22 protein-coding genes are annotated in these 25,990 nt (G+C 73.7%); 7 read left to right on the top strand and 15 right to left on the bottom strand.

The window, feature by feature from the left end; genetic code table 11:
* The first annotated feature begins 154 nt into the window (after positions 1-154).
* Positions 155-2,077: a 1-deoxy-D-xylulose-5-phosphate synthase gene (gene dxs, locus ACP4IX_RS16530; protein WP_426525164.1), complete on the top strand. Its 1,923-nt coding sequence runs from the start codon at positions 155-157 to the stop codon at positions 2,075-2,077.
* A gap of 150 nt (positions 2,078-2,227) precedes the next feature.
* A complete protein-coding gene (locus ACP4IX_RS16525) occupies positions 2,228-3,751 on the top strand; it encodes an amino acid permease (RefSeq protein WP_426525162.1) in 1,524 nt (507 codons plus the stop codon).
* An 83-nt stretch (positions 3,752-3,834) separates the two neighbouring features.
* On the opposite strand, the gene ACP4IX_RS16520 is transcribed toward ACP4IX_RS16525, so the two are convergent.
* The 6 genes from ACP4IX_RS16520 to ACP4IX_RS16495 form a co-directional block, all read right to left on the bottom strand.
* Entirely contained in the window at positions 3,835-4,212 is a 378-nt protein-coding gene (locus tag ACP4IX_RS16520) for an NTP pyrophosphohydrolase (RefSeq protein WP_426555948.1), read from the bottom strand.
* 640 nt (positions 4,213-4,852) lie between these two features.
* A complete protein-coding gene (locus tag ACP4IX_RS16515) occupies positions 4,853-6,982 on the bottom strand; it encodes a 3-hydroxyacyl-CoA dehydrogenase NAD-binding domain-containing protein (RefSeq protein ID WP_426555947.1) in 2,130 nt (709 codons plus the stop codon).
* Positions 6,979-8,196 carry a thiolase family protein gene (locus tag ACP4IX_RS16510; protein ID WP_426525156.1) on the bottom strand — a complete coding sequence of 406 codons (1,218 nt, stop codon included), beginning with the start codon at positions 8,194-8,196 and terminating at the stop codon, positions 6,979-6,981. The genes ACP4IX_RS16515 and ACP4IX_RS16510 overlap by 4 nt, the downstream gene beginning before the upstream one ends.
* 183 nt (positions 8,197-8,379) lie before the next feature.
* The gene (locus tag ACP4IX_RS16505) at positions 8,380-9,666 is read right to left on the bottom strand and encodes an HRDC domain-containing protein (protein WP_426525154.1); all 1,287 of its coding nucleotides are present in this window, start codon (positions 9,664-9,666) and stop codon (positions 8,380-8,382) included.
* A 200-nt stretch (positions 9,667-9,866) separates the two neighbouring features.
* Positions 9,867-10,529 carry a response regulator transcription factor gene (locus tag ACP4IX_RS16500; protein WP_003972894.1) on the bottom strand — a complete coding sequence of 221 codons (663 nt, stop codon included), beginning with the start codon at positions 10,527-10,529 and terminating at the stop codon, positions 9,867-9,869.
* A gap of 425 nt (positions 10,530-10,954) precedes the next feature.
* Entirely contained in the window at positions 10,955-11,629 is a 675-nt protein-coding gene (locus ACP4IX_RS16495; RefSeq protein ID WP_426525151.1) for a DUF3000 domain-containing protein, read from the bottom strand.
* Between the two features lie 173 nt (positions 11,630-11,802).
* Here ACP4IX_RS16495 and hemE point away from each other — a divergent pair, with 173 nt between their 5' ends.
* Positions 11,803-12,870, top strand: coding sequence for a uroporphyrinogen decarboxylase (hemE, locus tag ACP4IX_RS16490; protein WP_426525149.1), 1,068 nt, complete (start codon positions 11,803-11,805; stop codon positions 12,868-12,870).
* Positions 12,871-12,924: 54 nt separating this feature from the next.
* Here hemE and ACP4IX_RS16485 read toward each other — a convergent pair whose 3' ends face one another.
* Positions 12,925-14,340, bottom strand: a complete 1,416-nt coding sequence (locus ACP4IX_RS16485; RefSeq protein WP_426555946.1) for an FAD-dependent oxidoreductase — start codon at positions 14,338-14,340, stop codon at positions 12,925-12,927.
* A gap of 28 nt (positions 14,341-14,368) precedes the next feature.
* Positions 14,369-15,412: a DUF4349 domain-containing protein gene (locus ACP4IX_RS16480; RefSeq protein ID WP_426555945.1), complete on the bottom strand. Its 1,044-nt coding sequence runs from the start codon at positions 15,410-15,412 to the stop codon at positions 14,369-14,371.
* 216 nt (positions 15,413-15,628) lie between these two features.
* Here ACP4IX_RS16480 and hemG point away from each other — a divergent pair, with 216 nt between their 5' ends.
* Together hemG and hemQ are read left to right on the top strand one after the other, a co-directional pair.
* Positions 15,629-17,107 (top strand): protoporphyrinogen oxidase, encoded by a 1,479-nt coding sequence (hemG, locus tag ACP4IX_RS16475; RefSeq protein ID WP_426555944.1) that lies wholly within the window; start codon positions 15,629-15,631, stop codon positions 17,105-17,107.
* A 4-nt stretch (positions 17,108-17,111) separates the two neighbouring features.
* The gene (hemQ, locus tag ACP4IX_RS16470; RefSeq protein WP_426525141.1) at positions 17,112-17,843 is read left to right on the top strand and encodes a hydrogen peroxide-dependent heme synthase; all 732 of its coding nucleotides are present in this window, start codon (positions 17,112-17,114) and stop codon (positions 17,841-17,843) included.
* Here the strand turns inward: hemQ and ACP4IX_RS16465 are convergent, their stop codons facing one another.
* The 5 genes from ACP4IX_RS16465 to ACP4IX_RS16445 form a co-directional block, all read right to left on the bottom strand.
* On the bottom strand, positions 17,844-19,487 hold the full coding sequence (locus ACP4IX_RS16465) for an alpha/beta hydrolase (protein WP_426555943.1): 1,644 nt from the start codon (positions 19,485-19,487) through the stop codon (positions 17,844-17,846).
* A 120-nt stretch (positions 19,488-19,607) separates the two neighbouring features.
* Entirely contained in the window at positions 19,608-20,402 is a 795-nt protein-coding gene (locus ACP4IX_RS16460; RefSeq protein WP_426555942.1) for a TIGR04222 domain-containing membrane protein, read from the bottom strand.
* A 117-nt stretch (positions 20,403-20,519) separates the two neighbouring features.
* Positions 20,520-21,773, bottom strand: a complete 1,254-nt coding sequence (locus ACP4IX_RS16455; RefSeq protein WP_426555966.1) for a DUF692 domain-containing protein — start codon at positions 21,771-21,773, stop codon at positions 20,520-20,522.
* Between the two features lie 395 nt (positions 21,774-22,168).
* Positions 22,169-22,447 carry a hypothetical protein gene (locus ACP4IX_RS16450; RefSeq protein WP_426525135.1) on the bottom strand — a complete coding sequence of 93 codons (279 nt, stop codon included), beginning with the start codon at positions 22,445-22,447 and terminating at the stop codon, positions 22,169-22,171.
* Between the two features lie 63 nt (positions 22,448-22,510).
* On the bottom strand, positions 22,511-23,230 hold the full coding sequence (locus tag ACP4IX_RS16445) for a peptidyl-tRNA hydrolase (protein WP_426525133.1): 720 nt from the start codon (positions 23,228-23,230) through the stop codon (positions 22,511-22,513).
* A gap of 40 nt (positions 23,231-23,270) precedes the next feature.
* Between ACP4IX_RS16445 and ACP4IX_RS16440 the strand changes: the two genes are divergently transcribed.
* Both ACP4IX_RS16440 and ACP4IX_RS16435 read left to right on the top strand, forming a co-directional pair.
* Positions 23,271-24,125: an ABC transporter ATP-binding protein gene (locus tag ACP4IX_RS16440; RefSeq protein ID WP_426555941.1), complete on the top strand. Its 855-nt coding sequence runs from the start codon at positions 23,271-23,273 to the stop codon at positions 24,123-24,125.
* Entirely contained in the window at positions 24,122-24,793 is a 672-nt protein-coding gene (locus ACP4IX_RS16435) for an ABC transporter (RefSeq protein WP_426555940.1), read from the top strand. Before ACP4IX_RS16440 ends, ACP4IX_RS16435 begins: the two co-directional genes overlap by 4 nt.
* A 44-nt stretch (positions 24,794-24,837) precedes the next feature.
* Here ACP4IX_RS16435 and ACP4IX_RS16430 read toward each other — a convergent pair whose 3' ends face one another.
* Together ACP4IX_RS16430 and ACP4IX_RS16425 are read right to left on the bottom strand one after the other, a co-directional pair.
* Positions 24,838-25,035: a hypothetical protein gene (locus tag ACP4IX_RS16430; RefSeq protein ID WP_279564478.1), complete on the bottom strand. Its 198-nt coding sequence runs from the start codon at positions 25,033-25,035 to the stop codon at positions 24,838-24,840.
* An 18-nt stretch (positions 25,036-25,053) separates the two neighbouring features.
* A complete protein-coding gene (locus ACP4IX_RS16425) occupies positions 25,054-25,932 on the bottom strand; it encodes a polysaccharide deacetylase family protein (protein ID WP_426525127.1) in 879 nt (292 codons plus the stop codon).
* Positions 25,933-25,990: the final 58 nt, after the last annotated feature.

Genomic DNA, 25,990 nt, shown 5'->3' with positions numbered 1-25,990 from the left:
CCGGTTTCCGCCCGCGGGCGGGGAAGCCGTAGAACGGGCCGCCGGTGGGTAAGGCCGAACGCGTGACGTACGACGCACCGCCCGGACACGTTCCGCCACAGCGGAACATTAGACTCGACAAGCCCGGCAACAGCTCTACTGCAAGGAGGCACGGGTGCCGCTGCTGACCCGCATCACGGGACCGCGCGATCTGGACCGGCTCAGCCTGGACGAGCTGGGCCGGCTGGCAGAGGAGATCCGCACCTTCCTCGTCGACGCCGTCTCCAAGACCGGCGGCCACCTCGGCCCCAACCTCGGCGTGGTGGAACTGACCCTGGCCCTGCACCGCGTCTTCGACTCGCCGAAGGACAAGGTGCTCTGGGACACCGGCCACCAGTCCTACGTGCACAAACTGCTCACCGGCCGTCAGGACTTCTCGAAGCTGAAGATGAAGGGCGGCCTGTCCGGCTACCCCTCGCAGGCGGAGTCCGAGCACGACGTCATCGAGAACAGCCACGCCTCCACCGTCCTCGGCTGGGCCGACGGCATCGCCAAGGCCAACCAGGTCCTCGACCGCGACGACCACGTCGTCGCCGTCATCGGCGACGGCGCGCTCACCGGCGGCATGGCCTGGGAGGCGCTGAACAACATCGCCGCCGCCAAGGACCGCCCGCTCGTCATCGTCGTCAACGACAACGAGCGCTCCTACGCGCCCACCATCGGCGGCCTCGCCAACCACCTGGCGACCCTGCGCACCACCGACGGCTACGAGCGCTTCCTGGCCCGCACCAAGGAACTCCTGGAACGCACCCCGGTCGTCGGCCGCCCGCTCTACGACACCCTGCACGGCGCCAAGAAGGGCCTGAAGGACTTCATCGCCCCGCAGGGCATGTTCGAGGACCTCGGCCTGAAGTACGTCGGCCCGATCGACGGCCACGACCTCGAGGCCCTGGAATCCGCCCTCACCCGCGCCAAGCGCTTCGGCGGCCCGGTCATCGTGCACTGCCTCACCGAGAAGGGCCGCGGCTACCAGCCCGCCCTGGCGGACGAGGCGGACCGCTTCCACGCCGTCGGCAAGATCCACCCCGACACCGGCCTGCCCATCTCCACCTCCGGCGCCGACTGGACGTCCGTCTTCGGCGACGAGATGCTCGAGCTCGGCAAGGAGCGCGAGGACGTCGTCGCCATCACCGCCGCCATGCTCCAGCCGGTGGGCCTCGACAAGTTCGCCAAGGCCTTCCCCGACCGCGTCTACGACGTCGGCATCGCCGAGCAGCACGGCGCGGTCTCCGCGGCCGGCCTCGCCCACGGTGGCGTCCACCCCGTCTTCGCCGTCTACGCCACCTTCCTCAACCGCGCCTTCGACCAGGTGCTGATGGACGTCGCCCTGCACAAGTGCGGCGTGACGTTCGTGCTGGACCGCGCCGGTGTCACCGGCACCGACGGTGCCTCCCACAACGGCATGTGGGACATGTCGATCCTCCAGGTCGTCCCCGGCCTGCGCCTCGCCGCCCCGCGCGACGCCGACCAGGTCCGCGCCCAGCTGCGCGAGGCCGTCGAGGTGGACGACGCGCCGACCGTGGTGCGCTTCTCCAAGGGCGCCGTCGGGCCCGCCGTACCGGCCGTCGGCCGCGTCGGCGGCATGGACGTCCTGCGCGCCCCCGGCACCGACACCCCGGACGTCCTGCTGGTCTCCGTGGGCGCCCTCGCGCCGATGTGCCTGGAGGTGGCCGACCTGCTGAACAAGCAGGGCATCTCCACCACCGTGGTCGACCCGCGCTGGGTCAAGCCCGTCGACGAGGCCATGGCGCCGCTCGCCGAGCGGCACCGCGTGGTCGTCACCGTCGAGGACAACTCGCGCGTCGGCGGCGTCGGCTCCGCCGTCGCACAGGCCCTGCGCGACGCGGGCGTCGACGTACCGCTGCGCGACTTCGGCATCCCGCCGCGCTTCCTCGACCACGCCTCCCGCGCCGAGGTCCTGGCCGAGATCGGGCTCACCGCACCGGACATCGCCCGCCAGGTCACCGGCCTGGTCGCCAAGCTCGACGGACGCTACGAGCGCTCCGAGGCGGACTCGGTGGAGGCCGCGCGCGACTGACGCCGCGCGACCGTTGTTGCGCCGATGGGCCGGTCTCTCCACTCGTTGCAGTGGCGGAACCGGCCCATCCGCGTGAATCCGCTCACGCCGGGGCATACGCACTAGGCCCCCTCTCGATCATGTCGAGGACGACAAGCGTCGGAGGTACCCGTGAGCAGAAGTCTCTTCAGGACCAAGAAGATCGAGCAGTCCATCCAGGACACCGAGGAACCGGAGCACGCGCTCAAGAAGTCCCTGTCCGCGCTGGACCTGACCGTCTTCGGCGTCGGTGTCATCATCGGCACCGGCATCTTCGTGCTGACCGGCACGGTCGCCAAGAACAACGCCGGCCCCTCCGTGGCCCTCGCCTTCGTCGTCGCCGGCGTCGTCTGCGCGCTCGCCGCTCTCTGCTACGCGGAGTTCGCCTCCACGGTCCCGGTGGCAGGCTCCGCGTACACCTTCTCCTACGCCTCGCTCGGTGAGCTGCCCGCCTGGATCATCGGCTGGGACCTGGTCCTGGAGTTCGCGCTCGGCACGGCGGTGGTGGCCGTCGGCTGGTCGGGCTACATCCGTTCACTGCTGGACAACGCGGGCTGGCAGATGCCCGCGGCGCTCGGCGGCCGGGACGGCGCCGAGGGATTCGGCTTCGACATCCTCGCCGCCGTCCTGGTGCTGGTGCTCACCGGCATCCTCGTCCTCGGCATGAAGCTGTCGGCACGGGTCACCTCGGTCGTCGTCGCCATCAAGGTGGCCGTCGTCCTCATCGTGATCATCGCGGGTGCCTTCTTCGTCAAGGGCTCCAACTACGAGCCCTTCGTCCCGAAGTCGCAGCCGGTGGAGGCGGGCGGGGGCCTGCACTCACCACTGATCCAGCTGATGTTCGGGTGGGCGCCGGCCAACTTCGGCGTGATGGGCATCTTCACCGCGGCCTCGGTCGTCTTCTTCGCCTTCATCGGCTTCGACATCGTCGCCACGGCCGCCGAGGAGACCAAGAACCCGCAGCGCGACATGCCCCGCGGCATCCTCGGCTCCCTCTTCATCTGCACCGCGCTCTACGTCGCCGTCTCGATCGTCGTCACCGGCATGCAGCACTACAGCGAGCTGTCCATCGACGCCCCGCTCGCCGACGCCTTCAAGTCCACCGGGCACCCCTTCTTCGCCGGCGTGATCAGCTTCGGCGCCGCCGTCGGCCTGACCACGGTGTGCATGATCCTGCTGCTCGGCCAGACCCGGGTGTTCTTCGCGATGAGCCGCGACGGGCTGCTGCCGCGCTTCTTCTCCCGCGTCCACCCGAAGTTCCGCACGCCGTACCGGCCGACGATCCTGCTCGGCGTGCTCATCGCGATCGTCGCCGGCTTCACCAGCCTGAGCGAACTCGCCGAGCTGGTGAACATCGGCACGCTCTTCGCGTTCGTCATCGTCGCGCTCAGCGTGATCATCCTGCGCCGTACCCGCCCCGACCTGCCCCGTGCCTTCCGCACCCCGCTGGTGCCGCTGCTGCCGATCGTGTCGGTGGCCGCCTCGCTGTGGCTGATGCTGAACCTGCCGGCCGAGACGTGGGTGCGGTTCGGCGTGTGGATGGCGATCGGCGTCGTCGTGTACTTCCTCTACGGCCGCGGCCACAGCCGCCTGGCCCTCGGCGAGGAGGCCCCGGCCGGAAGGCCGGCGAAGCCGTCCGGAACAGACGCCCCCTGACCGTCGTCGCTCCGGCCCTGCGTGCCCCGTCCGCGCCGGGAGTCGCGGTGCCGGGCGGCGTGTGCGCCGGGACGGGGGCGCCGTCACCCGGGCCGGACGGTCCGCGGCCCCGCCACCTCGGCGCCCAGCTCCGTCACGCGGCGGCGGAGCTCGCGGTCGGCCGTCACGACCAGGACGGGGCGGTCGCCGACGGCCCGGGCGGTCAGCTCGACCATGTGATCGTCCCCGCTGCCGGGCGCCGACTCCACCCCTACGCCGGGAACCGGGTCCACCCCGCGGGCCGCGCCCTCGACGACCAGAACGATCTCCACCCGGCCGGTCCGACCCGGTACCCCGTCCGCCGCCAGCCGGTCCCGCAACCGCTCCGCGGCCCCGCGCCGGTCCCGCCACCATCCGTCGGGCACGGACCCGACGACGTTCGCGGCGTCGACGATCACGAGCAGTGAGGCGTTGTCGTCCATGGAGGAAGGGTCGCACTTTCCCGACCCGCCATGACCGGCAGCTCAAGGTGATCCAGTGAACGGCGAGTGGCTCATGGTGCACTCCGTCCACTTCCGGCCCCTGCTGGCCGTCCTGGACTGGGACTCCGTCGGCCGCCCGGGCGGGAAGGGCGGCCGGACCGGAACGCCCGTCGTCTCGGTCGACCACCAGGGACGCGCGCACATCTTCGTGCGCAACGGCGACGGAGGGCTCGGCCTGCGCCCGCAGAAGCAGAAGGGCGGCTGGGGCCCGTGGCGTGACATGAAGGGCGAGGACCTCCAGGACGATCTCGCGACCGCAGTGGACAAGGCCGGCCGCGTCGCGGTGTACGCGTCCGCCCCCGGCCGCCTCCTGCACTGGCGCCAGGAGGCAGCCGGCGCCCGCTTCCTCGACCGGTCTCCCTGGCCCTGGACGCCGACGACCGGGTGGTCGCGGCGGTCCTGTCGCCCTCGGCGGGACAGCTGCTGCTGGCCCGCCGAGGGGACGAGCCGGGGCCGGCGCTCACGGCGTGGCAGGAGGTCTGACGGCAGGCACCCGGGCTGCCCCGGACCGCACGAGCAAGAGGGGGCGGGCCGCACGGATCGTCACCGTGCGGCCCGCCCCCTTTCCCGGGCAGCCCGGTTATGCCGGAACGCTCGCCACTCCAGGCTCCAGGAACCGCTTCCCGTTCACCCGCTCGGCGACGCCCACACGGTCCAGGTACGGCGTGATGCCGCCCAGGTGGAAGGGCCAGCCGGCGCCGGTGATCAGGCAGAGGTCGATGTCCTGGGCCTCGGCGACGACGCCCTCGTCGAGCATGAGGCCGATCTCCTGGGCCACCGCGTCCAGGACGCGGTCGCGGACCTGCTCCTCGGTGAGGACGGTGTCGCCCTGCTCGAGGAGCGCGGCGACCTCCGGGTCCAGCTCCGGCTTGCCGCTGTCGTACACGTAGAAGCCGCGCTTGCCCGCCTCCACGACCGCCTTGAGGTTCGGGGAGACGGTGAAGCGCTCGGGGAAGGCCCGGTTGAGGGTCTCCGAGACGTGCAGGCCGATCGCCGGGCCGACCAGCTCCAGCAGGACCAGCGGGGACATCGGCAGGCCGAGCGGCTCCACCGCCTTCTCCGCGACCTCGACCGGGGTGCCCTCGTCGATGACGTTCTGGATCTCGCCCATGAAGCGGGTCAGGATGCGGTTCACGACGAACGCCGGGGCGTCCTTCACGAGGACCGCGGTCTTCTTCAGCTTCTTGGCGACGCCGAACGCGGTGGCCAGCGAGGCCTCGTCGGTCTGCTCGCCGCGGACGATCTCCAGGAGCGGGAGGATCGCGACCGGGTTGAAGAAGTGGAAGCCGACGACCCGCTCGGGGTGCTTCAGCTTCGACGCCATCTCCGACACGGAGAGCGAGGAGGTGTTGGTGGCGAGGATCGCGTGCGCCGGGGCGACCGCCTCGACCTCCGCGAACACCTTCTGCTTGACGCTCATCTCCTCGAACACGGCCTCGATGACGAAGTCCGCGTCCGCGAATCCCTCGGCCTTGTCCAGGACGCCGGAGACCAGGGCCTTCAGCCGGTTCGCCTTGTCCTGGCCGATACGGCCCTTGCCGAGCAGCTTGTCGATCTCCGCGTGGACGTAGCCCACACCCTTGTCGACGCGCTCCTGGTCGATGTCGGTCAGGACGACCGGCACCTCGAGGCGGCGCAGGAAGAGCAGGGCCAGCTGCGAGGCCATCAGGCCGGCGCCGACGACGCCCACCTTGGTGACCGGGCGGGCCAGCGCCTTGTCCGGGGCGCCGGCGGGGCGCTTGCCGCGCTTCTGCACCAGGTTGAAGGCGTAGATGCCGGAGCGGAGTTCGCCGCCCATGATCAGGTCGGCGAGGGCCCGGTCCTCGGCGTCGTAGCCCTGCTGGAGGTCGCCGTTCTTGGCGGCGGCGATGATGTCCAGGGCGCGGTAGGCGGCCGGGGCGGCGCCGTGCACCTTGGAGTCGGCGATGAAGCGGCCCTTGGCGACGGCCTGGTCCCAGGCCTCGCCGCGGTCGATCACCGGACGCTCGACGGCGATCTCGCCCTTGAGGACGGACGCGGTCCAGGTCAGCGACTGCTCCAGGAAGTCCGCGCCCTCGAAGATCGCGTCCGCGATGCCGAGCTCGTGGACCTGCGCGCCCTTGAGCTGCTTGTTCTGGTTCAAACTGTTCTCGATGATGACCGAGACGGCCTTGTCGGCGCCGATCAGGTTCGGCAGCAGCGTGCAGCCGCCCCAGCCGGGGACCAGGCCGAGGAAGACCTCGGGGAGCGAGAAGGCGGGGAGGGCCGCGGACACCGTGCGGTAGGTGCAGTGCAGGCCGATCTCGACGCCGCCGCCCATGGCCGCGCCGTTGTAGTACGCGAAGGTCGGCACGGCCAGCCTCGACAGCCGCTTGAAGACGTCGTGGCCGCCCTTGCCGATGGCGAGCGCGTCCTCGTGCCGCTTCAGCAGTTCGACGCCCTTGAGGTCGGCGCCGACCGCGAAGATGAACGGCTTGCCGGTGACGCCGACGCCGACGATGTCGCCGTCCGCGGCCTCCTTCTCCACCTGGCCGATCGCGGCGTCGATGTTCGCCAGCGACTGGGGGCCGAGCGTGGTCGGCTTGGTGTGGTCCAGGCCGTTGTCCAGGGTGATCAGGGCGAAGCGCCCGGCACCCAGCGGCAGGTCGAAGTGGCGTACGTGCGCGTTGGTGACGACCTCGCCGGGGAACAGCTCGGCCGCACCCTTCAGAAGCTCTGCGGTGGTGCTCACTTGTCCCCCTCGAAGTGCGGGTTCTCCCAGACGACCGTCGCGCCCATGCCGAAGCCGACGCACATGGTGGTCAGGCCGTAGCGGACGTGCGGCTGCTCCTCGAACTGGCGGGCCAGCTGCGTCATCAGGCGGACGCCCGACGAGGCGAGCGGGTGGCCGAAGGCGATGGCGCCGCCGTACTGGTTGACGCGCGCGTCGTCGTCGGCGATGCCGTAGTGCTCCAGGAACGCGAGGACCTGGACGGCGAAGGCCTCGTTGATCTCGAACAGGCCGATGTCGTCGATGGACAGGCCGGCCTGGGCCAGGGCCTTCTCCGTCGCCGGGATCGGGCCGTAGCCCATGACCTCCGGCTCGACGCCCGCGAAGGAGTACGAGACGAGGCGCATCTTGACCGGCAGGTTGTTCTCGCGGGCGAAGTCCTCGCTCGCGATGAGCGAGGCGGTCGCGCCGTCGTTCAGACCCGCCGCGTTGCCCGCGGTGACCCGGCCGTGCACGCGGAACGGCGTCTTCAGGCCCGCCAGGTTCTCCAGCGTGGTGCCCGGACGCATCGGCTCGTCGGCGGTGACCAGGCCCCAGCCCGTCTCGCCGGCCTCCTCGTTGGTGCGGCGCACGGAGACCGGCACCAGGTCGGCCTGGATCTTGCCGTCCGCGTACGCCTTGGCGGCCTTCTCCTGTGAGCGCACGGCGTACTCGTCGGCGCGCTGCTTGGTGATGCTCGGGTAGCGGTCGTGCAGGTTCTCCGCGGTCATGCCCATGAACAGGGCGGACTCGTCGACCAGCTTCTCGCTGACGAACCGCGGGTTCGGGTCCACGCCCTCGCCCATCGGGTGGCGCCCCATGTGCTCGACACCGCCCGCGATGGCGACGTCGTACGCGCCGAAGGCGACGGAGCCGGCCACCGAGGTGACGGCGGTCAGGGCGCCCGCGCACATGCGGTCGATCGAGTAGCCCGGGACCGAGGTGGGCAGGCCCGCCAGGATGCCGGCGGTGCGGCCGATGGTCAGGCCCTGGTCACCGATCTGCGTGGTCGCGGCGACGGCGACCTCGTCGATCTTCTTGGGGTCGAGGCCGGGGTTGCGGCGCAGCAGCTCCCGGATCGCCTTCACGACCAGGTCGTCGGCGCGGGTCTCGTGGTAGATGCCCTTCGGGCCCGCCTTGCCGAACGGGGTGCGGACGCCGTCTACGAAGACGACGTCCCTGACGGTACGAGGCACGATGGCTCTCCTCCAGGGTGCGGGGTGGCACTGCTGCGGCGCGCATGCACTGAGCGCGCGCTCAGCCCCATGCTACTTGTGGGTAACGTAGCTGCCCAGTCCCCCCGCCTGGAGCGGCGAACGTCACACCACCGGGTCGCCGCCCCCTCTCCGGATCTTGGCCGGAACTCGCCGCTCCTCCTCCTACGACACGCCCGTCGCCAGCGCCGTGACCAGCGCCGGTGTCACCTGCTCCACCTGCCAGGGCCGGGCCCCGTGCCCGGCGAGGGCCGCGCCCACCGACTCCGCGTCGACGGCCGCGGGCGGCTCCCAGCAGACCCTGCGCACCGTGTCCGGACTGATCAGGTTCTCCTGCGGCATGTTCAGCCGCTCGGCCAGCGCCGTCACCGCCGCCCGCGCGGCGGACAGCCGGGCCGCGGCGGCCGGGTCCTTGTCGGCCCAGGCCCGCGGCGGCGGGGGCCCGGTCACCGGCTGACCGGGCTGCGGCAACTGCGACTCGGACAGGCTCCGGGCCCGGTCCACCGCCACCTGCCACTGCTCCACCTGCCGGCGGTTGACCCTTCCGAACCCGTTCAGCGCGGCCAGCGCGTGCGCGTTGACCGGCAGTGCGAGCGCCGCCTCGACGATGGCCGCGTCCCCGAGCACCTTGCCCGGGGAGACGTCCCGGCGCTGCGCGATGCGGTCCCGGGTCTCCCACAGCTCCCGCACGACGGCGAGCTGACGGCGCCGGCGCACCTTGTGCATGCCGGACGTACGGCGCCACGGGTCCTTGCGGGGCTCGGGCGGCGGCGCCGACGCGATCGCGTCGAACTCCTGCCGGGCCCACTCCAGCTTGCCCTGCCGGTCGAGCTCCTTCTCCAGCGCGTCGCGCAGGTCGACGAGGAGCTCGACGTCGAGCGCGGCGTAGCGCAGCCACGGTTCGGGCAGCGGGCGCGTCGACCAGTCGACGGCCGAGTGGCCCTTCTCCAGGACGAAGCCCAGGACGTTCTCCACCATCGCGCCGAGGCCGACCCTCGGGAACCCGGCGAGCCGCCCGGCCAGCTCGGTGTCGAAGAGGCGGGTGGGCACCATCCCTATTTCCCGCAGGCAGGGCAGGTCCTGGGTGGCCGCGTGCAGCACCCACTCCACTCCCGAGATCGCCGCGCCCAGACCGGACAGGTCGGGACAGGCCACCGGGTCGATCAGCGCGCTCCCGGCGCCCTCGCGGCGCAGTTGCACCAGGTACGCGCGCTGGCCGTAGCGGTAGCCGGAGGCGCGCTCGGCGTCGACGGCGACGGGGCCGCGGCCGGCGGCGAAGGCGGCGGTCACCTCGGCGAGGGCGTCCGCGTCGGCGATCACCTGCGGAATGCCCTCGCGTGGTTCGAGCAAGGGGATCGGCGCCTGACTCGCAGAAGATCCGGCGTCGTCCGGAGGAGCGCCTCCGGTGGTTCGCAGTGAACGGTCTGCTGCGGTTTCGTGGGCGTCGGTCACCTGTCAAGGGTATCGGTGGATCGACGGCGCCCGCCGACGGAACGTTCCGTCGGCGGGCGCCGGGGGGTCGTAAACCAGTCAGGCCGGTGAAAGACCCGCTGTGAAGGGGAGTGCGGGGAAGGGCTCCGGGGGGCGTGGGAGAGGGGTGGGGAGGTCGGAGTCGAGCGGTCGGGTTCGGGAGGCGGCGGGTTCGGGAGCGGTCAGTGGATGATGCCCGTGCGCAGGGCCACGGCGACCATTCCGGCGCGGTCGCCCGTGCCGAGCTTGCGGGCGATGCGGGCCAGGTGGCTCTTGACGGTCAGGGCGGACAGGCCCATCGAGACGCCGATCGCCTTGTTCGACTGGCCCTCCGCGACCAGTCGCAGGACCTCCACCTCGCGGCCGGAGAGCTCGCGGTAGCCGCCCGGGTGGCTCGGGGCACCCGGGGGGCGGCGGTGCAGGCGTGCGGCGGCGGCGCCGATGGGGGCGGCGCCCGGCCGGGTGGGGAGCCCGACGTTGGTGCGGGTGCCGGTGACGACGTAGCCCTTCACGCCGCCGGCGAGGGCGTTGCGTACGGCGCCGATGTCGTCGGCGGCCGACAGGGCGAGGCCGTTGGGCCAGCCCGCGGCACGGGTCTCGGACAGCAGGGTCAGGCCGGAGCCGTCGGGGAGATGGACGTCTGCGACACAGATGTCGCGGGGGTTGCCGATGCGGGGACGAGCCTCCGCGACGGACGAGGCCTCGATGACATCGCGTACACCGAGCGCCCACAGGTGGCGGGTGACGGTGGAACGGACGCGCGGGTCGGCCACGACCACCATGGCGGTCGGCTTGTTCGGGCGGTAGGCGACCAGGCTTGCAGGCTGCTCGAGGAGAACGGACACCAGGCCTCCTGGGGGGCGGGACGGGGCCGGCTCGTGGGGGTGAAGCCGGGACGAACCGTGCTTTCAAGGTCACAGTCGTCTTCGGCACCGAACCCGTTCGCCTTTAGAGAATGATCACGATCTGGTGAGTAACAATCCGGGCAATTCGGACACGCGGTCGATCATTCGAAGATCGAACGGTTCCGCACTTTGTCGATACGGGTCCGAAAGTGGCCGTGTCGACAAAGTGACGGAACGTTTCCCGGGCCGGACGGAGACCCGTTGGACGGAGGGCAGAGAGCGGAGAGCGGGGCTCGGGAGGGCGGAGAGCGGAGAGCGTGGCTCGGGAAGGCGGAGAGCGGGGAACGGGGAAAGGCGCGGCAGGGGGACCGGGGAACGGTGAAGAACGGCCGAACGGAGAAGGAAGGCGGGGGCCGTGGAACGGCTCAGCGTGACTGCGGGCCGCGTCGTTGCGGCAGCGTCACGATCGACGCGTCGCCCGGCGCGGCCGGCGGCAGACCCGCGACCTGGGCCAGCAGATCGCACCACGAGGCGAGGTGCGTCGCGGTGTCCGGGACGCCGCCCAGCCCCTCGCGCGGCGTCCAGGACGCCCGGATCTCGATCTGTGAGGCGGACGGGCGCGCCGAGAGCCCCCCGAAGTAGTGGGAGCTCGCGCGCGTGACCGTGCCGCTGGGCTCCCCGTACGCCAGCCCGCGCGCCTGCAGGGCGCCGGTGAGCCAGGACCAGCACACGTCCGGCAGCAGCGGATCGGCGGCCATCTCCGGCTCCAGTTCGGCGCGGACCAGCGTCACCAGCCGGAAGGTGCCCCGCCAGGCGTCGTGCCCGGCCGGGTCGTGCAGCAGCACGAGGCGCCCGTCCGCCAGGTCGTCGTCGCCGTCGACGACCGCGGCCTCCAGCGCGTACGCGTACGGGGCGAGCCGCTGCGGTGCGCGGGTCGCCTCCACCTCGATCTGCGGCCGCAGCCGCGCGGCCCTGAGTGCCTCGACGGCGGCCGTGAAGGCCGGCGGTGCCGTGTTCCCCGTATGCCGGCCCTCCTCGGTGCCCTTCGGTTCGTCCATTCCGCCAGCGCCGTCCGACAGTCGTCCCTGAGCCGCAGCCATGCGGGGAAGGTTAAGGGGAACCGCGCCCCGGCGCAGGGAGGGACACCCGCGTGCGGGCGCGATGTCCGGATCACGTGGTGTCGGGCGGCCGCACGCGGGCGCCCCCACGCCGTCCGCGCGCGGCCCCACCCCGTGGTCGGGCGCTGTCGCGGCCACATGCGAGACTTGCCGGTGTGAGTGCCAACCAGAGCCCCGCGGGCAAGCAGCCGACCGCCACGTACGACTCCGCGTTCCTCAAGGCGTGCAGGCGTGAACCGGTGCCGCACACCCCCGTGTGGTTCATGCGGCAGGCCGGGCGCTCACTGCCCGAGTACCTCAAGGTGCGCGAGGGCATCCCGATGCTCGAGTCCTGCATGCGGCCGGAACTGGTCGCCGAGATCACCCTCCAGCCGGTGCGCCGGCACGGCGTGGACGCGGCGATCTACTTCAGCGACATCGTGGTCCCGCTCAAGGCCATCGGCATCGACCTCGACATCAAGCCGGGCGTCGGCCCGGTGGTCGAGAACCCCATCCGCACCCGGGCGGACCTGGCACGCCTGCGTGACCTGACCCCCGAGGACGTCTCCTACGTCACCGAGGCGTTCGGCCTGCTCACCCGCGAGCTCGGTGCCACCCCGCTGATCGGCTTCGCGGGCGCGCCGTTCACCCTCGCGAGCTACCTCGTGGAGGGCGGCCCGTCCCGCAACCACGAGCACACCAAGGCGCTCATGTACGGCGACCCGCAGCTGTGGGCCGACCTCCTGGACCGGCTCGCCGACATCACGGCCGCCTTCCTCAAGGTGCAGATCGAGGCGGGCGCGAGCGCGGTACAGCTCTTCGACTCCTGGGTCGGCGCCCTCTCGCCCGCGGACTACCGCCGCTCGGTGATGCCGGCCTCGCGCAAGGTCTTCGAGGCCGTCGCCGGGTACGGCGTGCCGCGCATCCACTTCGGCGTCGGCACGGGTGAACTCCTCGGCCTCATGGGCGAGGCCGGCGCGGACGTCGTCGGCGTCGACTGGCGCGTACCGATGGACGAGGCCGCCCGCCGGGTCGGGCCCGGCAAGGCGCTCCAGGGCAACCTGGACCCGGCCGTCCTCTTCGCCCCCCCGCAGGCGGTCGAGGCCAAGACCCGTGAGGTCCTCGACGCGGCGGCGGACCTGGAGGGCCACGTCTTCAACCTCGGCCACGGCGTCCTGCCCGCCACCGACCCGGACGCGCTGACCCGACTCGTGGAGTACGTGCACACGCAGACCGCACGCTGAGGCCCAGGCCCCTCCGGGGCCTCCAGGGGCCGCGTCCCCGCCCCTGAAGCCCCCTCAGGCCTGCCGCTCCACCGCCTTCGCCGCCTTGCGGGCGGCCACCAGTACGGGGTCCCACACCGGTGAGAAGGGCGGCGCGTACCCCAGGTCGAGGGCCGTCATCTGCTCCACCGTCATCCCGGCCGTGAGGGCCACCGCGGCGATGTCGACCCGCTTGCCCGCGCCCTCGCGGCCGACGATCTGGACGCCGAGCAGCCGGCCGGTGCGCTGCTCGGCGAGCATCTTCACCGTCATGGGGGAGGCTCCCGGGTAGTAGCCGGCACGGCTGGTGGACTCGATGGTGGCCGTCACGAACCGCAGCCCGGCCCGCAGCGCGTCCTTCGCACGCAGCCCGGTCCGCGCGATCTCCAGGTCGCAGACCTTGCTGACCGCCGTGCCGACCACGCCCGGGAACGTGGCGTAGCCGCCGCCCGCGTTGGTACCGATGACCTGGCCGTGCTTGTTGGCGTGCGTGCCGAGCGGGATGTGCCGCTGCTGCCCGGAGACCAGGTCGAGCACCTCCACGCAGTCGCCGCCCGCCCAGATGTTCTCGTGCCCGCGCACCCGCATGCCCAGGTCGGTCAGCAGTCCGCCGTGGACGCCGAGCGGTAGACCGGCGGCCTCGGCGAGCGCGGTCTCGGGGCGCACGCCGATGCCGAGCACCACCACGTCGGCCGGGAACTCGGCGTCCCCGGTGGCCACCGCCCGGACCCGGCCGTCGTCCCCGGTGAGCACCTTGGTGACCTCGGCGCCGTTCACCATGGTGATGCCGAGGCCCTCCATCGCCTCGTGCACCATGCGGCCCATGTCCGGGTCGAGCGTGGACATGGGCTCCCGGCCGCGGTTGACGACCGTCACCTCGTAGCCCCGGTTGATGAGCGCCTCGGCCATCTCCACGCCGATGTACCCGGCGCCGACGACCACCGCGCGCCGGCCACGCGTGCGTGCCAGCGTGTCGAGCAGCGCCTGCCCGTCGTCCAGCGTCTGCACCCCGTGCACGCCCGGCGCGTCGACGCCCGGCAGGTCGGGGCGGATCGGGCGGGCGCCGGTCCCGATCACGAGCTTGTCGTACGACGTCCAGGACTCGGCCCCGGAATCGACGTCACGCGCGCGTACCCGCCCGCCGGCGACGTCGATCTCCGTGACCTCGGTCCGCATCCGCAGGTCGATGTCGCGGGCGCAGTGCTCCTCGGGCGTCCTGGCGATCAGGTCGTCCCGGTCGGTCACGTCACCGCCGACCCAGTACGGGATGCCGCACGCCGAGAACGAACTGAAGTGGCCGCGCTCGAACGCCACGATCTCCAGCTCGTCCGGGCCCTTCAGCCGGCGTGCCTGGGACGCCGCGGACATCCCCGCGGCGTCCCCGCCGATCACGACCAGTCGCTCCTTCGGAGCCTTCGCGTCCCTCGTACCGCCCGCAGCGCTCATGTCCATGCGAACACGCTACGGGGGCCGGGGCATGTCAGTCCCGCCCGCCGGGCTCCTCGCCGTGCGCGGCGTCCCGGCGCGTGGCCTCGGGCGCAGGCCGGGCCGCCGGCAGCGGGACGGACGCGGCGGAGAGGGCAGCCCCGGGCACCGGCGCCGGGCGGCGCGGCAGCCGGGGCCGTACCACCCGCAGCCACAGCAGCACCAGCAGCGCCGCCACCGCGGCGAACGGCAGCACCGCGCCGAGGGCCACCGCCACCCAGCGCAGCATCGTCACGAAGGCGTCCCAGCCGCCGGCCAGCGCGTCCGCGAACCCCGGGCCGTCGTCCTTCGCCGCCCGCTCCACCGGCGTCTCGGACAGCGAGAGGGTGATGGTGGCCAGGCTCGTACGGTCCTCGAGGGCCGCCTGCCGGGCGAGCAGCGCCTCCAGCTCCGCCTGGCGGCTGCTCAGCTCGCCCTCCAGCGCCACCACGTCGCTCAGTTTCGTCGCCCGGTCCATCAGCTCGCGGATCCGGGCCACACTGGCGCGCTGCGAGGTGACGCGGCTCTCCACGTCCACGACCTGCTCGGTGACGTCCTCGGCCTGCGACCTGCGTTCGAGGAGCGTCCCGGCGCCCTCCAGCTCGTCGAGCACCTCCTCGTAGCGCTCCACGGGGACGCGCAGGACGACCTCGGTCCGCTCGTGGCCCTCGTCGTCCCTGGTGGTGGTCTCGTCGCCGACGTAGCCGCCGGCGTTCCCGGTGGCGGTGCGGGCCGCTTCGAGGGCCTTCGGGGCGTCCTTGACCCGCACGGTCAGGGAGGCGGTGCGGATGACGTGGGCCGGGGCGAGCTCCGGCGGCGCGGTCGCCTTCGCGCCGTCGGCCTCGCCGCCCGCGGCACCGGCCCGGCTCTCGGCCCGGCCGTTCGCGCGGGAGTCCTCCTGGGGCGCGGCCCCGTCGGCGGCTGCGCCGGAGTCGGAGGTGCCGCCCGCCCCGCTGCAGCCGGTGAGGGCGAGCGCCGCCGCCAGCAGCAGGCCGGCCAGGGCGCGGGCGGGCGGTGCGGTACGGCGTACCGGTCGTGGTGCTGTTCGTCGTACGTGCATGGCGGGTACCCCCGAGGGTCGTGACGGCTGACGCTCCTCCGACGCGGGCGAAGGGGCGGACGCCGACGCGGAACGGTTCCGAAGAGGTCACGGTCCGGACTCGCGGGTCCCCGCGCCGGCCTGCGCGGGCCTCGCGGTGCGCCTTCGGGACCTACGGCACACGCGCGGGCCACCCGGCCCCCTGGCGGTGTCAGTGCGTTCTGAGACGCTGGGGGCATGTGCGCAAGTGAGAGCCCCGCGGGTGGGATTCCCCCGGAGACGGGGCATGTCGTCGTCGTAGGAGCCGGAATCGCCGGACTGGCCGCCGCCCACCGGCTGCTGCGGCGCGGCACCCGGGTGACCGTGCTGGAGGCCTCCGACCGCGTCGGCGGCAAGCTGCTGCCCGGCGAGATCGCCGGCGTACGCGTCGACCTCGGCGCCGAGTCGATGCTGGCCCGCCGCCCCGAGGCCGTCGGCCTCGCCCGCGAGGTCGGCCTCGCCGACCGCCTCCAGCCCCCCTCCACCGCGTCGGCCTCCCTGTGGACCCGCGGCGCCCTGCGCCCCATGCCCAAGGGCCACGTCATGGGCGTCCCCGGCACCGCCGCCGCCCTGACCGGCGTCCTGTCCGACGAGGGCCTCGCCCGCATCGAGCGCGACGCCGGACTGCCCCGCACCGAGATCGGCGACGACGTGGCGGTGGGCGAGTACGTGGCGGCGCGCCTCGGCCGCGAGGTCGTCGACCGCCTCGTCGAACCGCTGCTGGGCGGCGTCTACGCCGGCGACGCGTACCGCATCTCGCTGCGCTCGGCCGTGCCCCAGCTCTTCGAGGCCGCCCGCACCCACACCTCGCTCACCGAGGCGGTCCGCGCCCTCCAGGGCCGGACGGCCACCTCCCCGCCGAGCGGCCCGGTCTTCATGGGCATCGAGGGCGGCATCGGCACCCTCCCCCTCGCGGTCGCGGAGTCGGTGCGCGCGCGGGGCGGCGAGATCGTCACCCACGCGCCCGTGACGGAGCTGCGCCGCACCGCCCCGGACGGCTGGCGGATCACCGCGGGCGACCGGGTGCTGCACGCCGACGCGGTCGTCGTCGCCGTCCCCGCCCGCCCCGCGGCCGAGCTGCTGCGCGCCGAGGCCCCCGCCGCCGCGGCCGAGCTGTCCGCCGTCGAGTACGCCTCCATGGCGCTGATCTCCCTCGCCTACCGCCGCGCCGACGCCGCCGTGCTCCCCGAGGGCAGCGGCTTCCTCGTGCCGCCGGTCGACGGCCGCACCATCAAGGCGGCCACCTTCGCCTCCCGCAAGTGGGGCTGGATCGCCGACGAGGACCCGGACCTGGTCGTCCTGCGCACCTCCGTCGGCCGGTACGGCGAGACGGAGATCCTCGGCCGCGACGACGAGGGCCTCGTCGCCGTCTCCCGGCACGACCTGGCGGAGGCCACCGGCCTCGCCGCCGAACCCGTCGCCACCCGCGTCACCCGCTGGCGGGACGGCCTGCCCCAGTACCCCGTCGGCCACCACGCGCGCGTGGCCCGCGTCCGCGAACACGTCGCGAAGCTCCCGGGCCTCGCGGTGTGCGGCGCGGCCTACGACGGCGTCGGCATCCCGGCGAGCATCGCGAGCGCGTACGCGGCCGTGGACCGGCTACGGGGTGACCCGCGCGGTGGGGAGCGGCTCACCGCCCACCCGGTGCAGAGCCTGCACGGCGGAGCGGGAGAATAGGGCCATGAGTGACGACGCCTCCACCCCCGCTGCCGACCGGATCCCCAACAAGGGCAAGCTGGCCAAGGACCTCAACGAGGTCATCCGCTACACCCTCTGGTCCGTCTTCAAGCTCAAGGACGTGCTGCCCGAGGACCGTGCGGGCTACGCCGACGAGGTCCAGGAGCTGTTCGACCAGCTCGCCGCCAAGGACGTGACGATCCGCGGCACGTACGACGTGTCCGGTCTGCGCGCCGACGCCGACCTCATGATCTGGTGGCACGCCGAGACCGCCGACCAGCTCCAGGAGGCGTACAACCTCTTCCGCCGCACCAGGCTCGGCCGTGCGCTGGAGCCGGTCTGGTCGAACATGGCGCTGCACCGGCCCGCCGAGTTCAACCGTGCGCACATCCCGGCGTTCCTCGCGGACGAGACGCCGCGCGACTACATCAGCGTCTACCCGTTCGTGCGCTCCTACGACTGGTACCTGCTGCCCGACGAGGACCGCCGCCGCATGCTCGCCGACCACGGCAAGATGGCCCGCGGCTACCCGGACGTGCGCGCCAACACGGTCGCCTCCTTCTCGCTCGGCGACTACGAGTGGATCCTCGCCTTCGAGGCCGACGAACTGCACCGCATCGTCGACCTCATGCGCCACCTGCGCGGCTCCGAGGCCCGGATGCACGTCCGCGAGGAGGTCCCGTTCTACACGGGGCGCCGCAAGGACATCGGTGAGCTGGTGGCCGGGCTCGCCTGATCAAACCGTCGGCGCCGCGGCCTGCTCCGGCTGCGGCACCGGCCCGCTCAGGGGCCTCGGCTCAGGTTCCGGGCGCGGGGCGCACGACGCGTCCCGCGCCGGGAGGCCGCCGTCCAGCAGGTACGCCTCCAGGTGGCCGTTGACGCAGGCGTTCGGGCCGCCCGCGACGCCGTGCGTCCCGGCGCCCCGCTCGGTCACCAGCACCGAGCCCGACAGCCGCCCGCGCAGCTCCAGCGCGCCGCCGTACGGAGTGGCCGCGTCCCGCTCGGCGGCCAGGATCAGCGTCGGCGGCAGCTCGCCCGGCCCGGTGCGCACGTCGAGGGGGCGCTGCCGGGGCGCCCGCCAGTACGCGCACGGCAGGTTCGTCCACACGTTGTCCCACGTCTCGAACGGCGCCCGGCGTGCCAGCCGCGTGTTGTCCCGGTCCCAGACCGCGAAGTCGGTCGGCCAGGGCGCGTCGTTGCACTCGACGGCCGTGTACACGGAGCTGGAGTTCTCCGCCCCGGCCGTCTCCTCCTCGGTACGCGTACCCGCCTGGTCGATCAGCGGCTGCGGATCCCCCTTCAGATACGCCGACAGCGCCTCGGCGCGGTGCGGCCAGTAGTCGTCGTAGTACCCGGCCCGCAGGAGCGCACTCTGCAACTGCGCGGGGCCCACCGTCCCGCCCGCGGGCTCCGCCGCCAGCCGCCTGCCCGCCTCCTCGTAGCGGTGCTGCACCTCCTTCGGCGTGTCCCCGAGCCCGTACACGGCGTCGTGCGCGGCGATCCACGCCTTGAAGTCCGACCAGCGGTGCTCGAAGGCCGCCGACTGGTCGAGGTTGTTGCGGTACCAGATCTGTCCGGGGTCCGGGTTCACCACCGAGTCGAACACCATCCGCCGCACGCGTGCCGGGAACAGTTCGGCGTACAGCGCCCCGAGATAGGTGCCGTACGACGCGCCCATGAACGTGAGCCGCTCCTCGCCCAGCGCGGCCCGTACGACTTCCAGGTCACGGGCGTTGTTGAGCGAGTGGTAGTGCCGCAGCGCCTCCCCGGCCCGTTCGGCGCAGCCGCGCGCGTACGCCTCGGCCTCGGCCGCGCGCCGCTTCTTGTACGCGGCCGAGGGCTGCGTCGGTGCGGGCCGGGGCTCCTCGACGAAGTCGGCGGGGTCCTGGCAGGACAGCGGCGCGGAGGGCGCGACCCCGCGGGGGGCGTATCCGACGAGGTCGTACGCCGCCGCGATCCGCTTCCACTCGGGCACCATGCCCACCAGCGGGAAGTGCAGCCCCGAGGCGCCCGGCCCGCCCGGGTTGTAGACCAGCGCGCCCTGCCCGGGCACCTCGCGGGTGCTGTTGTCCGGGTCCTCGCGGGTGGCCGGCACGCGGCTGACGGTGAGCCGGATCCGCTTCCCGTCGGGGTGCGCGTAGTCGAGGGGCACCGTGACCGTGCCGCAGCGCATGCTGCCCGGCAGGTCCTCCGCCTCGGGGCACCTGCCGAACGAGATGCCGGCGGCCGCCGCCCGCTGGGCGGCCACGGCGGTGCCGCGCGCCTCGGCGGCCCCGGACGACGTCCCCGCGGTCGCCTCCGCGGTCGCCTCCGCCGGGGCGGCGGTGAGGGTGGCCAGCAGCAAGGACCCGCTGGCCGAGTAGAGGGCGGCAGCCCGCATCGCGTATCCCTTCGGTGCACGGTGTGACACAAGGGATGTTTGGTGCGGCGACCGGGCAGGGCAAGCACCGTCCGCGGGTGTCGGCCTCGAGTGCCTCCGTACGCCCCCGCTCCCGGTGCGTCAGGCCCGGCGCTCCCAGGAGTCCCCGGGGTGCTCCTCGCGGTGGGCGAAGGCCGCGCGCAGGTCCGGTTCGCCGATCGCGTGGACGCCGCGCACGGCGACCGAGGTGAGGTAGGTGCGGTCGTCCGCGGTGCCGTCGGCGTGCCGGACGAGGGCGCCGACCAGTCGCTGCCCGGCCGGGGAGGCCCAGCGCGAGTAGGGGTGGACCTCCATCCGCGTGATCGCGAGGCACCCCAGGGTCAGGGTGAGCGGCAGCGCGAACCACAGGGCGATCAGCAGGCGCGGCTGGTCCGCGGGGAGCGGCAGCGCCTGGGCGGCGACGCCGAGCGCGCACACGGTCACCGCGGCGACCCGCACCCCCCGGACCCCGGCCGCGACGCCCCGGTGGCCGTCCGGCACGGCGAGGCCCGCGCCGACCAGCCTCTCGGCCAGGCTCCGTACCGCGTCCGCGGACGCCGCGGTGGCCCGTACCGGCGCTATGCGGGACTGCCCCTCGGGCCCTATCGCCCCTATGACCGACCGTTCCATGTCGTCCCGTCCGCACGGGTCGACGACGGTCGCCCAGCCGGTGTGCGCGAGCAGCAGCCGGCGCTGGCGTGCCATGGAGACCAGCGTCAGGTCGGCGACCCTGCGAGGGCCACCGGCCAGGAACGCCGCCTCGTACAGCGTCAGCGCGTGCTCACGGTCGACGGCGTGCGGACCGGCGACCGCGGCGCGCACCGCCGCCAGACACAGCCGCAGACAAGCGAGACCGGCGACGGCCCAGGCCGGGAGGAGGAGAAGGACCCAGAACATGCCGTACTTCTATGCCAAAGGCTTCCGCGGGCGCCATGGCCGGTTCACATTCCGGGACGCAGTGTTGTGGGTATGTGACGTTCCGTTTGGTGTTGTCCCGCCGATGCCGTGCCCGGGTCAGCGGCGCAGCAGAACACGCCTGGTCGCACGGGCCCACCGGGCCCTCCGGCGCTCCGACCGCGGCACCGGCCCCGAGCGCTCCAGCCACCACTCCCGCAGCTCCAGCCGCACATCGGCATCCCGCGGACGGCCGGTGCGCATCAGGTGCTCGACGAAGCCGAGGGCGTCGCGCCGGTAGCCGCCGGTCATCGGGCGGCCTTCGGCGTAGGCGAGGAAGGCGGGCCGGTACTCCGCACCGAGGATCACCGGCAGTTCGGGGGCGACCTTGGCGACCACGTCCGCCCGTTTCCCGGCGAGCGCCCGGGCCTGCACCCCCAGTCGCACCCGGTCGAACCCCTCGGGCACGGGCGTCCCGGCGACCAGCGCGGACAGCAGCGCGGCCTGCGCGAGGCCGAGCCGCTGACGTACGGCGTCACCGGGGCGGGGCGCGTCCCGCGTGGCTCGTGGCGCCGGCGCCCCGCCCCCGGCGAGCGCCGTACCCGACGCCTGCCCCTTCTCCACGGCGGCGCGGATCGCCGCCACCTCGCCCTCCAGCTCCTTCCCCTCGGGGAAGTTCTCGTCGCGCTCCAGGAGTACCCCCGGCGGCGACACGCGCGAGGCGAGGTCGGTCAGGATGTCGAGCACCGGCTGCGGAACGGGGTGGGCGTGACTGTCGTGCCAGACGCCGTCCCGTTCGAAGCCGCCCGCGACATGGACGTAGGCGATGGCCTCCAGCGGCAGTCCGGCGAGCGCCTCGGCCGGGTCCTCACCGCGGTTGACGTGGTTGGTGTGCAGGTTCGCCACGTCGATCAGCAGCCGCACCCCCGTCCGGTCGGCCAGCTCGTACAGGAACTGCCCCTCCGTCATCTCCTCGCCGGGCCAGGAGACGAGGGCGGCGATGTTCTCCACGGCGAGCGGCACGGGCAGCGCGTCCTGTGCGATGCGCACGTTCTCGCACAGCACGTCGAGGGCGTCGCGGGTGCGCGGCACGGGCAGCAGGTGTCCCGCCTCCATGAGCGGCGAGGCGGTCAGCGGCCCGCCCGCCCGGACGAACGCGATGTGCTCGGTGACCAGCGGCGACCCCAGCGCCTGAGCCCGCTCGGCCAGCGCCGTCAGCCGTCCCGCGTCCGGCCGTGCGGCACCGCCGAGCCCGAGCGAGACGCCGTGCGGCACGACGGTCACCCCGCGATCGCGCAGCCGCAGCAGCGAGTCGGGCAGATGCCCGGGGCAGAGGTTCTCGGACACGGCCTCGACCCAGTCGATGCCGGGCATCCGCTCAACGACGTCCGCGATCTCCGGACGCCATCCGATACCGGTTCCCAGTCGCGCCGTTCGCTGCACGGTTCCCTCCCCCTCCTGCGCACATGCCGGGGGTATCGCCCGCCGGGCCCGGCCCGAACCGCGAGGAGGGCATGTTCAGAGCAACATTTGAGGTTCCCGGCGGAGCCGGGCCGTAGGCGAGGAGCGAGCCGCACGAGCACCCGCGGGTGCCCGGCCGGGCACCGGGGTGGTGCCGGCGGTGTGGACGGGCCCGGCACGTCCGAGTCCGCGCGAGGCGCCACCGCGGCCCGGCCGGCCGGGCCGTCACCCGCTCGGCAACGGGGCTGTCAGGGCCGGTCCGACCACGGCGTACGGCGGGTTCCGTAACTCCCGGGTCCCGGTCGCCGTCAGCCGGGGACGACGACGTTGTGGATCTCCGAAAGCCGCGGTGAGGCGTCCGGGAACCCGGCCGCCTGCGTGGCGGGGACGATGACCGGCAGGTAGGCCTCGAGGGCCTCCCTGGACTCCCACACGTCCACCACGCGCAGGCCGTCGGCCGTGACCACGGCCACATGGACGAGCAGACCGGGGGCGGGGCGTCCGGAGCGGGTGCCGGCGGTGTCCTGGACCTCGTCGTACTGCTCGGCGGTGACACCGGGATACTCGATCTCCATCAAAAGTGCCATACCTCCACATTACGGCGGGGGTGCGCGCCGCGCCCCGCCCGGCGGACGGACCGGTTCCCTCGCCTACCGCAGCGCCGGGTGATCCGCCACCACTGTGCACGACCCCGGTGCGATCTCCGTGTACCCGGCGTCGCGGACCACCGGCAGGCCGCTGGTGGTGAGGCCGCCCCAGCGGGCCGGGTCGGCGGTGCGCACCGCCAGCGGGAAGCCCGCCCCGCGCCACGCCGCCCGCTCGCCGTCCGACAGCTCCCACCAGGCGAGCTGGGCACCGTGCCCGGCCTGCGCCATCGCCTTGCCGGCCGACATGTCCAGGTCGGGGCTCATCCAGAGCACCGGCGCGGAGAGGTCGGCGTCGACCGGCGGCTCCGGGTCGTCGAGGTCGGTTCCGGAGACCTGGAGCCGGGCCAGGTCCTTGGGCCAGCCGTCCAGCGGGACCGGCGGGAAGACCCGTACCTCGGCCGTCTTCCCGGTGACCGTGATGCCGGGCAGCGCCTCGGCCCGCCGCCACTCGGCGCCACGCGCCCGGCGCACCACCTTGCGGATGCGCGCGTCCTGCCAGTCCCGCATCGCCCGCGCCCACGCGCCGTCACCGGTGGACCGCTCGTCGCCGAGCATCACCAGCACCGCCCGCGCCGCGGTCTCCAGCGCGTCGGTACGGGGCGGCGGCGCCGCCCGCTCGATGCGTACGACCAGGGGAAGGACGAACTGCGGCGCGAGATCGCGGTCGCCGGGCTCGGGGCGGAAGGGACTGTGGGGGACGGAAGTCGTCGGATCGTTGCTCACGCCCACCAGTCTGCCGAGTCCCGCGCGAGAGACTGACCCCATGCAACGCGAGTTACGGCTGGACGGCGTGGGCCGTCGGTACGGTCTGCGCGGCCCCTGGGTACTGCGCGGCGTCGACCTGTGCGTGGCGCCCGGCGCCCTCGTCCGCGTCGAGGGCGCCAACGGCACCGGCAAGTCGACCCTGCTGCGTCTGCTCGCCGGGATCGACGCCCCCACCGAGGGCCGGGTCACCGGCCGGCCGCGCACGGCCTACGTCCCCGAACGCTTCCCGCCCGCCCTGCCCTTCACCGCCGTCGCCTACCTCACCCACCTCGGCACCGTGCACGGGCTGTCCCGCCGGGCGGCGGCCCGCGCGGCCGGGCAGTGGCTGGAGCGGCTGGGAGCCGCCGGGTACGCCTCCACCGAGCTGGCCCGGCTGTCCAAGGGCAGCAGCCAGAAGGTGGCCGTGGCGCAGGCCCTGCTCGCCGAACCGGAGCTGCTCGTGCTCGACGAGGCCTGGACCGGGCTCGACGCCGACGCCCGGGGCGAGCTGGAACGGGCGGTCGCCGAACGCACGACGTCCGGCGGTGCCGTCGTCTTCGTCGACCACGATCCGCGCCGCCTGGCCGGCGCGCCCGACGCCACGTACACCGTGCGCGACGGCACCCTGCGACGCCGTACCGGACACCCCGACGCCCCGGCCGGTCCGCTGGTCGCCGTCCGGGCACAGGGGCCGCCCGGCGGTGGCCCGCCCGCCGACGCGCTGCGGATCGCCGCCTCCGCCGAGGAGACCCGCCCCGGTTCCTACGCGCTCACCGTCCCCGCCTCGCACTCCGACGTCCTGCTGCGTGCGCTCCTGAGCGCCAGTCCGCCGTGGCACGTGGAGAGCGTGCACGCCCAGGAAGGCCCGCGATGACCGCCCTGCTCCGCTACCGGGCCGCCCTGCTGCTGCGCTCCCAGCGCTGGCTCCCGCCCGTCGTCCTGTACGCCGCCGCGCTCGGCATCGGGGTACAGGGCGGACAGCCGGTGCTCGACTCGCTGGGCTGGGCGGCGGCCATGCTGCTGCCGGTCGCGGCCTGGCTGGTGCGGATCTGCGTCACCGGCGAGCCGCCTGCCGCCCGGGGGTGCGTGTCGGCGGCGCGAGGTCCCGCGCGGGCCCACCTGGCGGGTGTGCTGGTGGCGCTCGCCGCCGCGGTCGTGCTGGGTACGGCCGCGACCGTGGTGGTCACGCTGATCAGCGACCCGGTGAGCACCGACCACGGCAGGCCCGTACCCCTGCTGCCGGCGGGCGGCGCCGGACTGCTCGCCGCGCTGGTGTGCGCCCTGCTCGGCATCGCCGTGGGCGTGCTCACCACCTGGCCGCTGCTGCGCTCGCCCGGCCGCGCGGTCCTCGCGCTGCCGCTCGCGGCGCTGCCGGCGCTGGTGGTGTCGGGGTCCCCGGCGCGGGCGGCGGTCGGCGGTCTGGTCACCGGCTCGCGGTCGGGGACCGTGCCGCTGCCCCTGTTCCCCCTGGCCGCGGCGGCCGCCGTCGCCGCGGCCGCGACCGCCGTGGCCTGTGCGCTCAGCTCCCGCAGACCGGCCTGAGCGGGCGGAACGGTCCGAGCCCGCGGATCGGCCGAGCCCGCGGATCAGCCCGAGCAGGCCGTGCGCTGGGCCTCCTGCCATTCGCAGACCGGGCAGAAGGTGATGCCCTTGTACGACTCGGGGTACTCCGTGGGCTCCCGGCACAGCACGCACTCCGCGTACGGCGGGCCGTCGGCCTTGGGCGGGCGGGTCGCGTCGATCAGACAGTAGTCGTTCGGACCGGGGTCGTCGTCGCTGCTCATCCCTCCAGGGTAGGCCCGTCAGCGGCGGCTGTTCGCGGCGTCGATCAGCTCCGAGACCTTCACGAAGCGGTAGCCCCGGCGGCGCAGCTCGGGCACGATCGTGCGTACCGCCTCCGCGGTGACCGGGGCGGCGCTGCGGGTGCAGTGCATGACGACGACGGACCCCGGCCGCACCCCGTCCAGTACCTGCCGGGCGACCGCGTCCGCGTCCGTCGCGAACGCGTCCCCGCTCACCACGTCCCACTGCACGGCGGTGACACCGGTGGCGGCCAGCTCCTCGAGGGCCGCCTCGTCGTAACAGCCGCCGGGGAAGCGGAAGTACGGCATCGCGTTCCTCACCCCGGCTCTCTCGAACGCCGCGTAGGCGCGTTCCACGTCCGACCGCATCCGCTGCTCGGACACGGTCGGCAGGCCGTAGCAGTCGTCGGTGTAGGCGTAGTGGCTGTAGGAGTGGTTCGCGATCTCGAACCGCGGGTCCCGGCCGATGAACGCGGCCTCGTCCGGGTACTCCTCGGCCCACCGCCCGGTCATGAACACCGTGGCCGGCACGTCCAGCTTCCGCAGGGTGGCGATCAGCCGCGGGTTGTCGAACCGTTCGCCCGCCGCCGCCCGCGCCCCCTGGTCGGCGGTCATGTCGGCGTCGAAGGTGAGGGCGACCGTCTTGCCGCCCGCGCGCGGACCGTGCTCGAAGACGGGGGTCAGGCCCGCCGGGCCGGGGGCGAGCGTCGGAGGCCGGGCCGGGGCCGGCTCGGCCGGGGCCGCGGAGGGCGCGGCCGGGGCGGCGGAGGGCGCGGTGGACGCGGGGCGCCGGGCCTGCGGGGCCTCGGCGGTCCCGCAGGCGGTGAGGGTGGTGCCCAGGGCGCACAGTACGGCCGCACGTCGTACGAGAGTGATCACCGTACGAACGTATGAGTGTGCCGTTGTGAAGGGACGACCATGGGGTGCGACGTGCCTG

This window comes from Streptomyces sp. WG5 (assembly GCF_049974565.1).
Lineage (GTDB): Bacteria > Actinomycetota > Actinomycetes > Streptomycetales > Streptomycetaceae > Streptomyces.
This window is presented reverse-complemented; position numbering and strand designations above follow the sequence as displayed.

What these genes read in the sequence shown, in the direction of transcription:
- ACP4IX_RS16520 (WP_426555948.1), bottom strand. Translation starts at nt 4,212, where the DNA reads ATGGACGACAACGCCTCACTGCTCGTGATCGTCGACGCCGCGAACGTC.
- ACP4IX_RS16495 (WP_426525151.1), bottom strand. Translation starts at nt 11,629, where the DNA reads ATGGCTGCGGCTCAGGGACGACTGTCGGACGGCGCTGGCGGAATGGAC.
- ACP4IX_RS16485 (WP_426555946.1), bottom strand. Translation starts at nt 14,340, where the DNA reads ATGGACATGAGCGCTGCGGGCGGTACGAGGGACGCGAAGGCTCCGAAG.
- ACP4IX_RS16480 (WP_426555945.1), bottom strand. Translation starts at nt 15,412, where the DNA reads ATGCACGTACGACGAACAGCACCACGACCGGTACGCCGTACCGCACCG.
- hemG (WP_426555944.1), top strand. Translation starts at nt 15,629, where the DNA reads ATGTGCGCAAGTGAGAGCCCCGCGGGTGGGATTCCCCCGGAGACGGGG.
- hemQ (WP_426525141.1), top strand. Translation starts at nt 17,112, where the DNA reads ATGAGTGACGACGCCTCCACCCCCGCTGCCGACCGGATCCCCAACAAG.
- ACP4IX_RS16465 (WP_426555943.1), bottom strand. Translation starts at nt 19,487, where the DNA reads ATGCGGGCTGCCGCCCTCTACTCGGCCAGCGGGTCCTTGCTGCTGGCC.
- ACP4IX_RS16460 (WP_426555942.1), bottom strand. Translation starts at nt 20,402, where the DNA reads ATGTTCTGGGTCCTTCTCCTCCTCCCGGCCTGGGCCGTCGCCGGTCTC.
- ACP4IX_RS16455 (WP_426555966.1), bottom strand. Translation starts at nt 21,773, where the DNA reads ATGCCCGGCATCGACTGGGTCGAGGCCGTGTCCGAGAACCTCTGCCCC.
- ACP4IX_RS16450 (WP_426525135.1), bottom strand. Translation starts at nt 22,447, where the DNA reads ATGGCACTTTTGATGGAGATCGAGTATCCCGGTGTCACCGCCGAGCAG.
- ACP4IX_RS16440 (WP_426555941.1), top strand. Translation starts at nt 23,271, where the DNA reads ATGCAACGCGAGTTACGGCTGGACGGCGTGGGCCGTCGGTACGGTCTG.
- ACP4IX_RS16435 (WP_426555940.1), top strand. Translation starts at nt 24,122, where the DNA reads ATGACCGCCCTGCTCCGCTACCGGGCCGCCCTGCTGCTGCGCTCCCAG.
- ACP4IX_RS16430 (WP_279564478.1), bottom strand. Translation starts at nt 25,035, where the DNA reads ATGAGCAGCGACGACGACCCCGGTCCGAACGACTACTGTCTGATCGAC.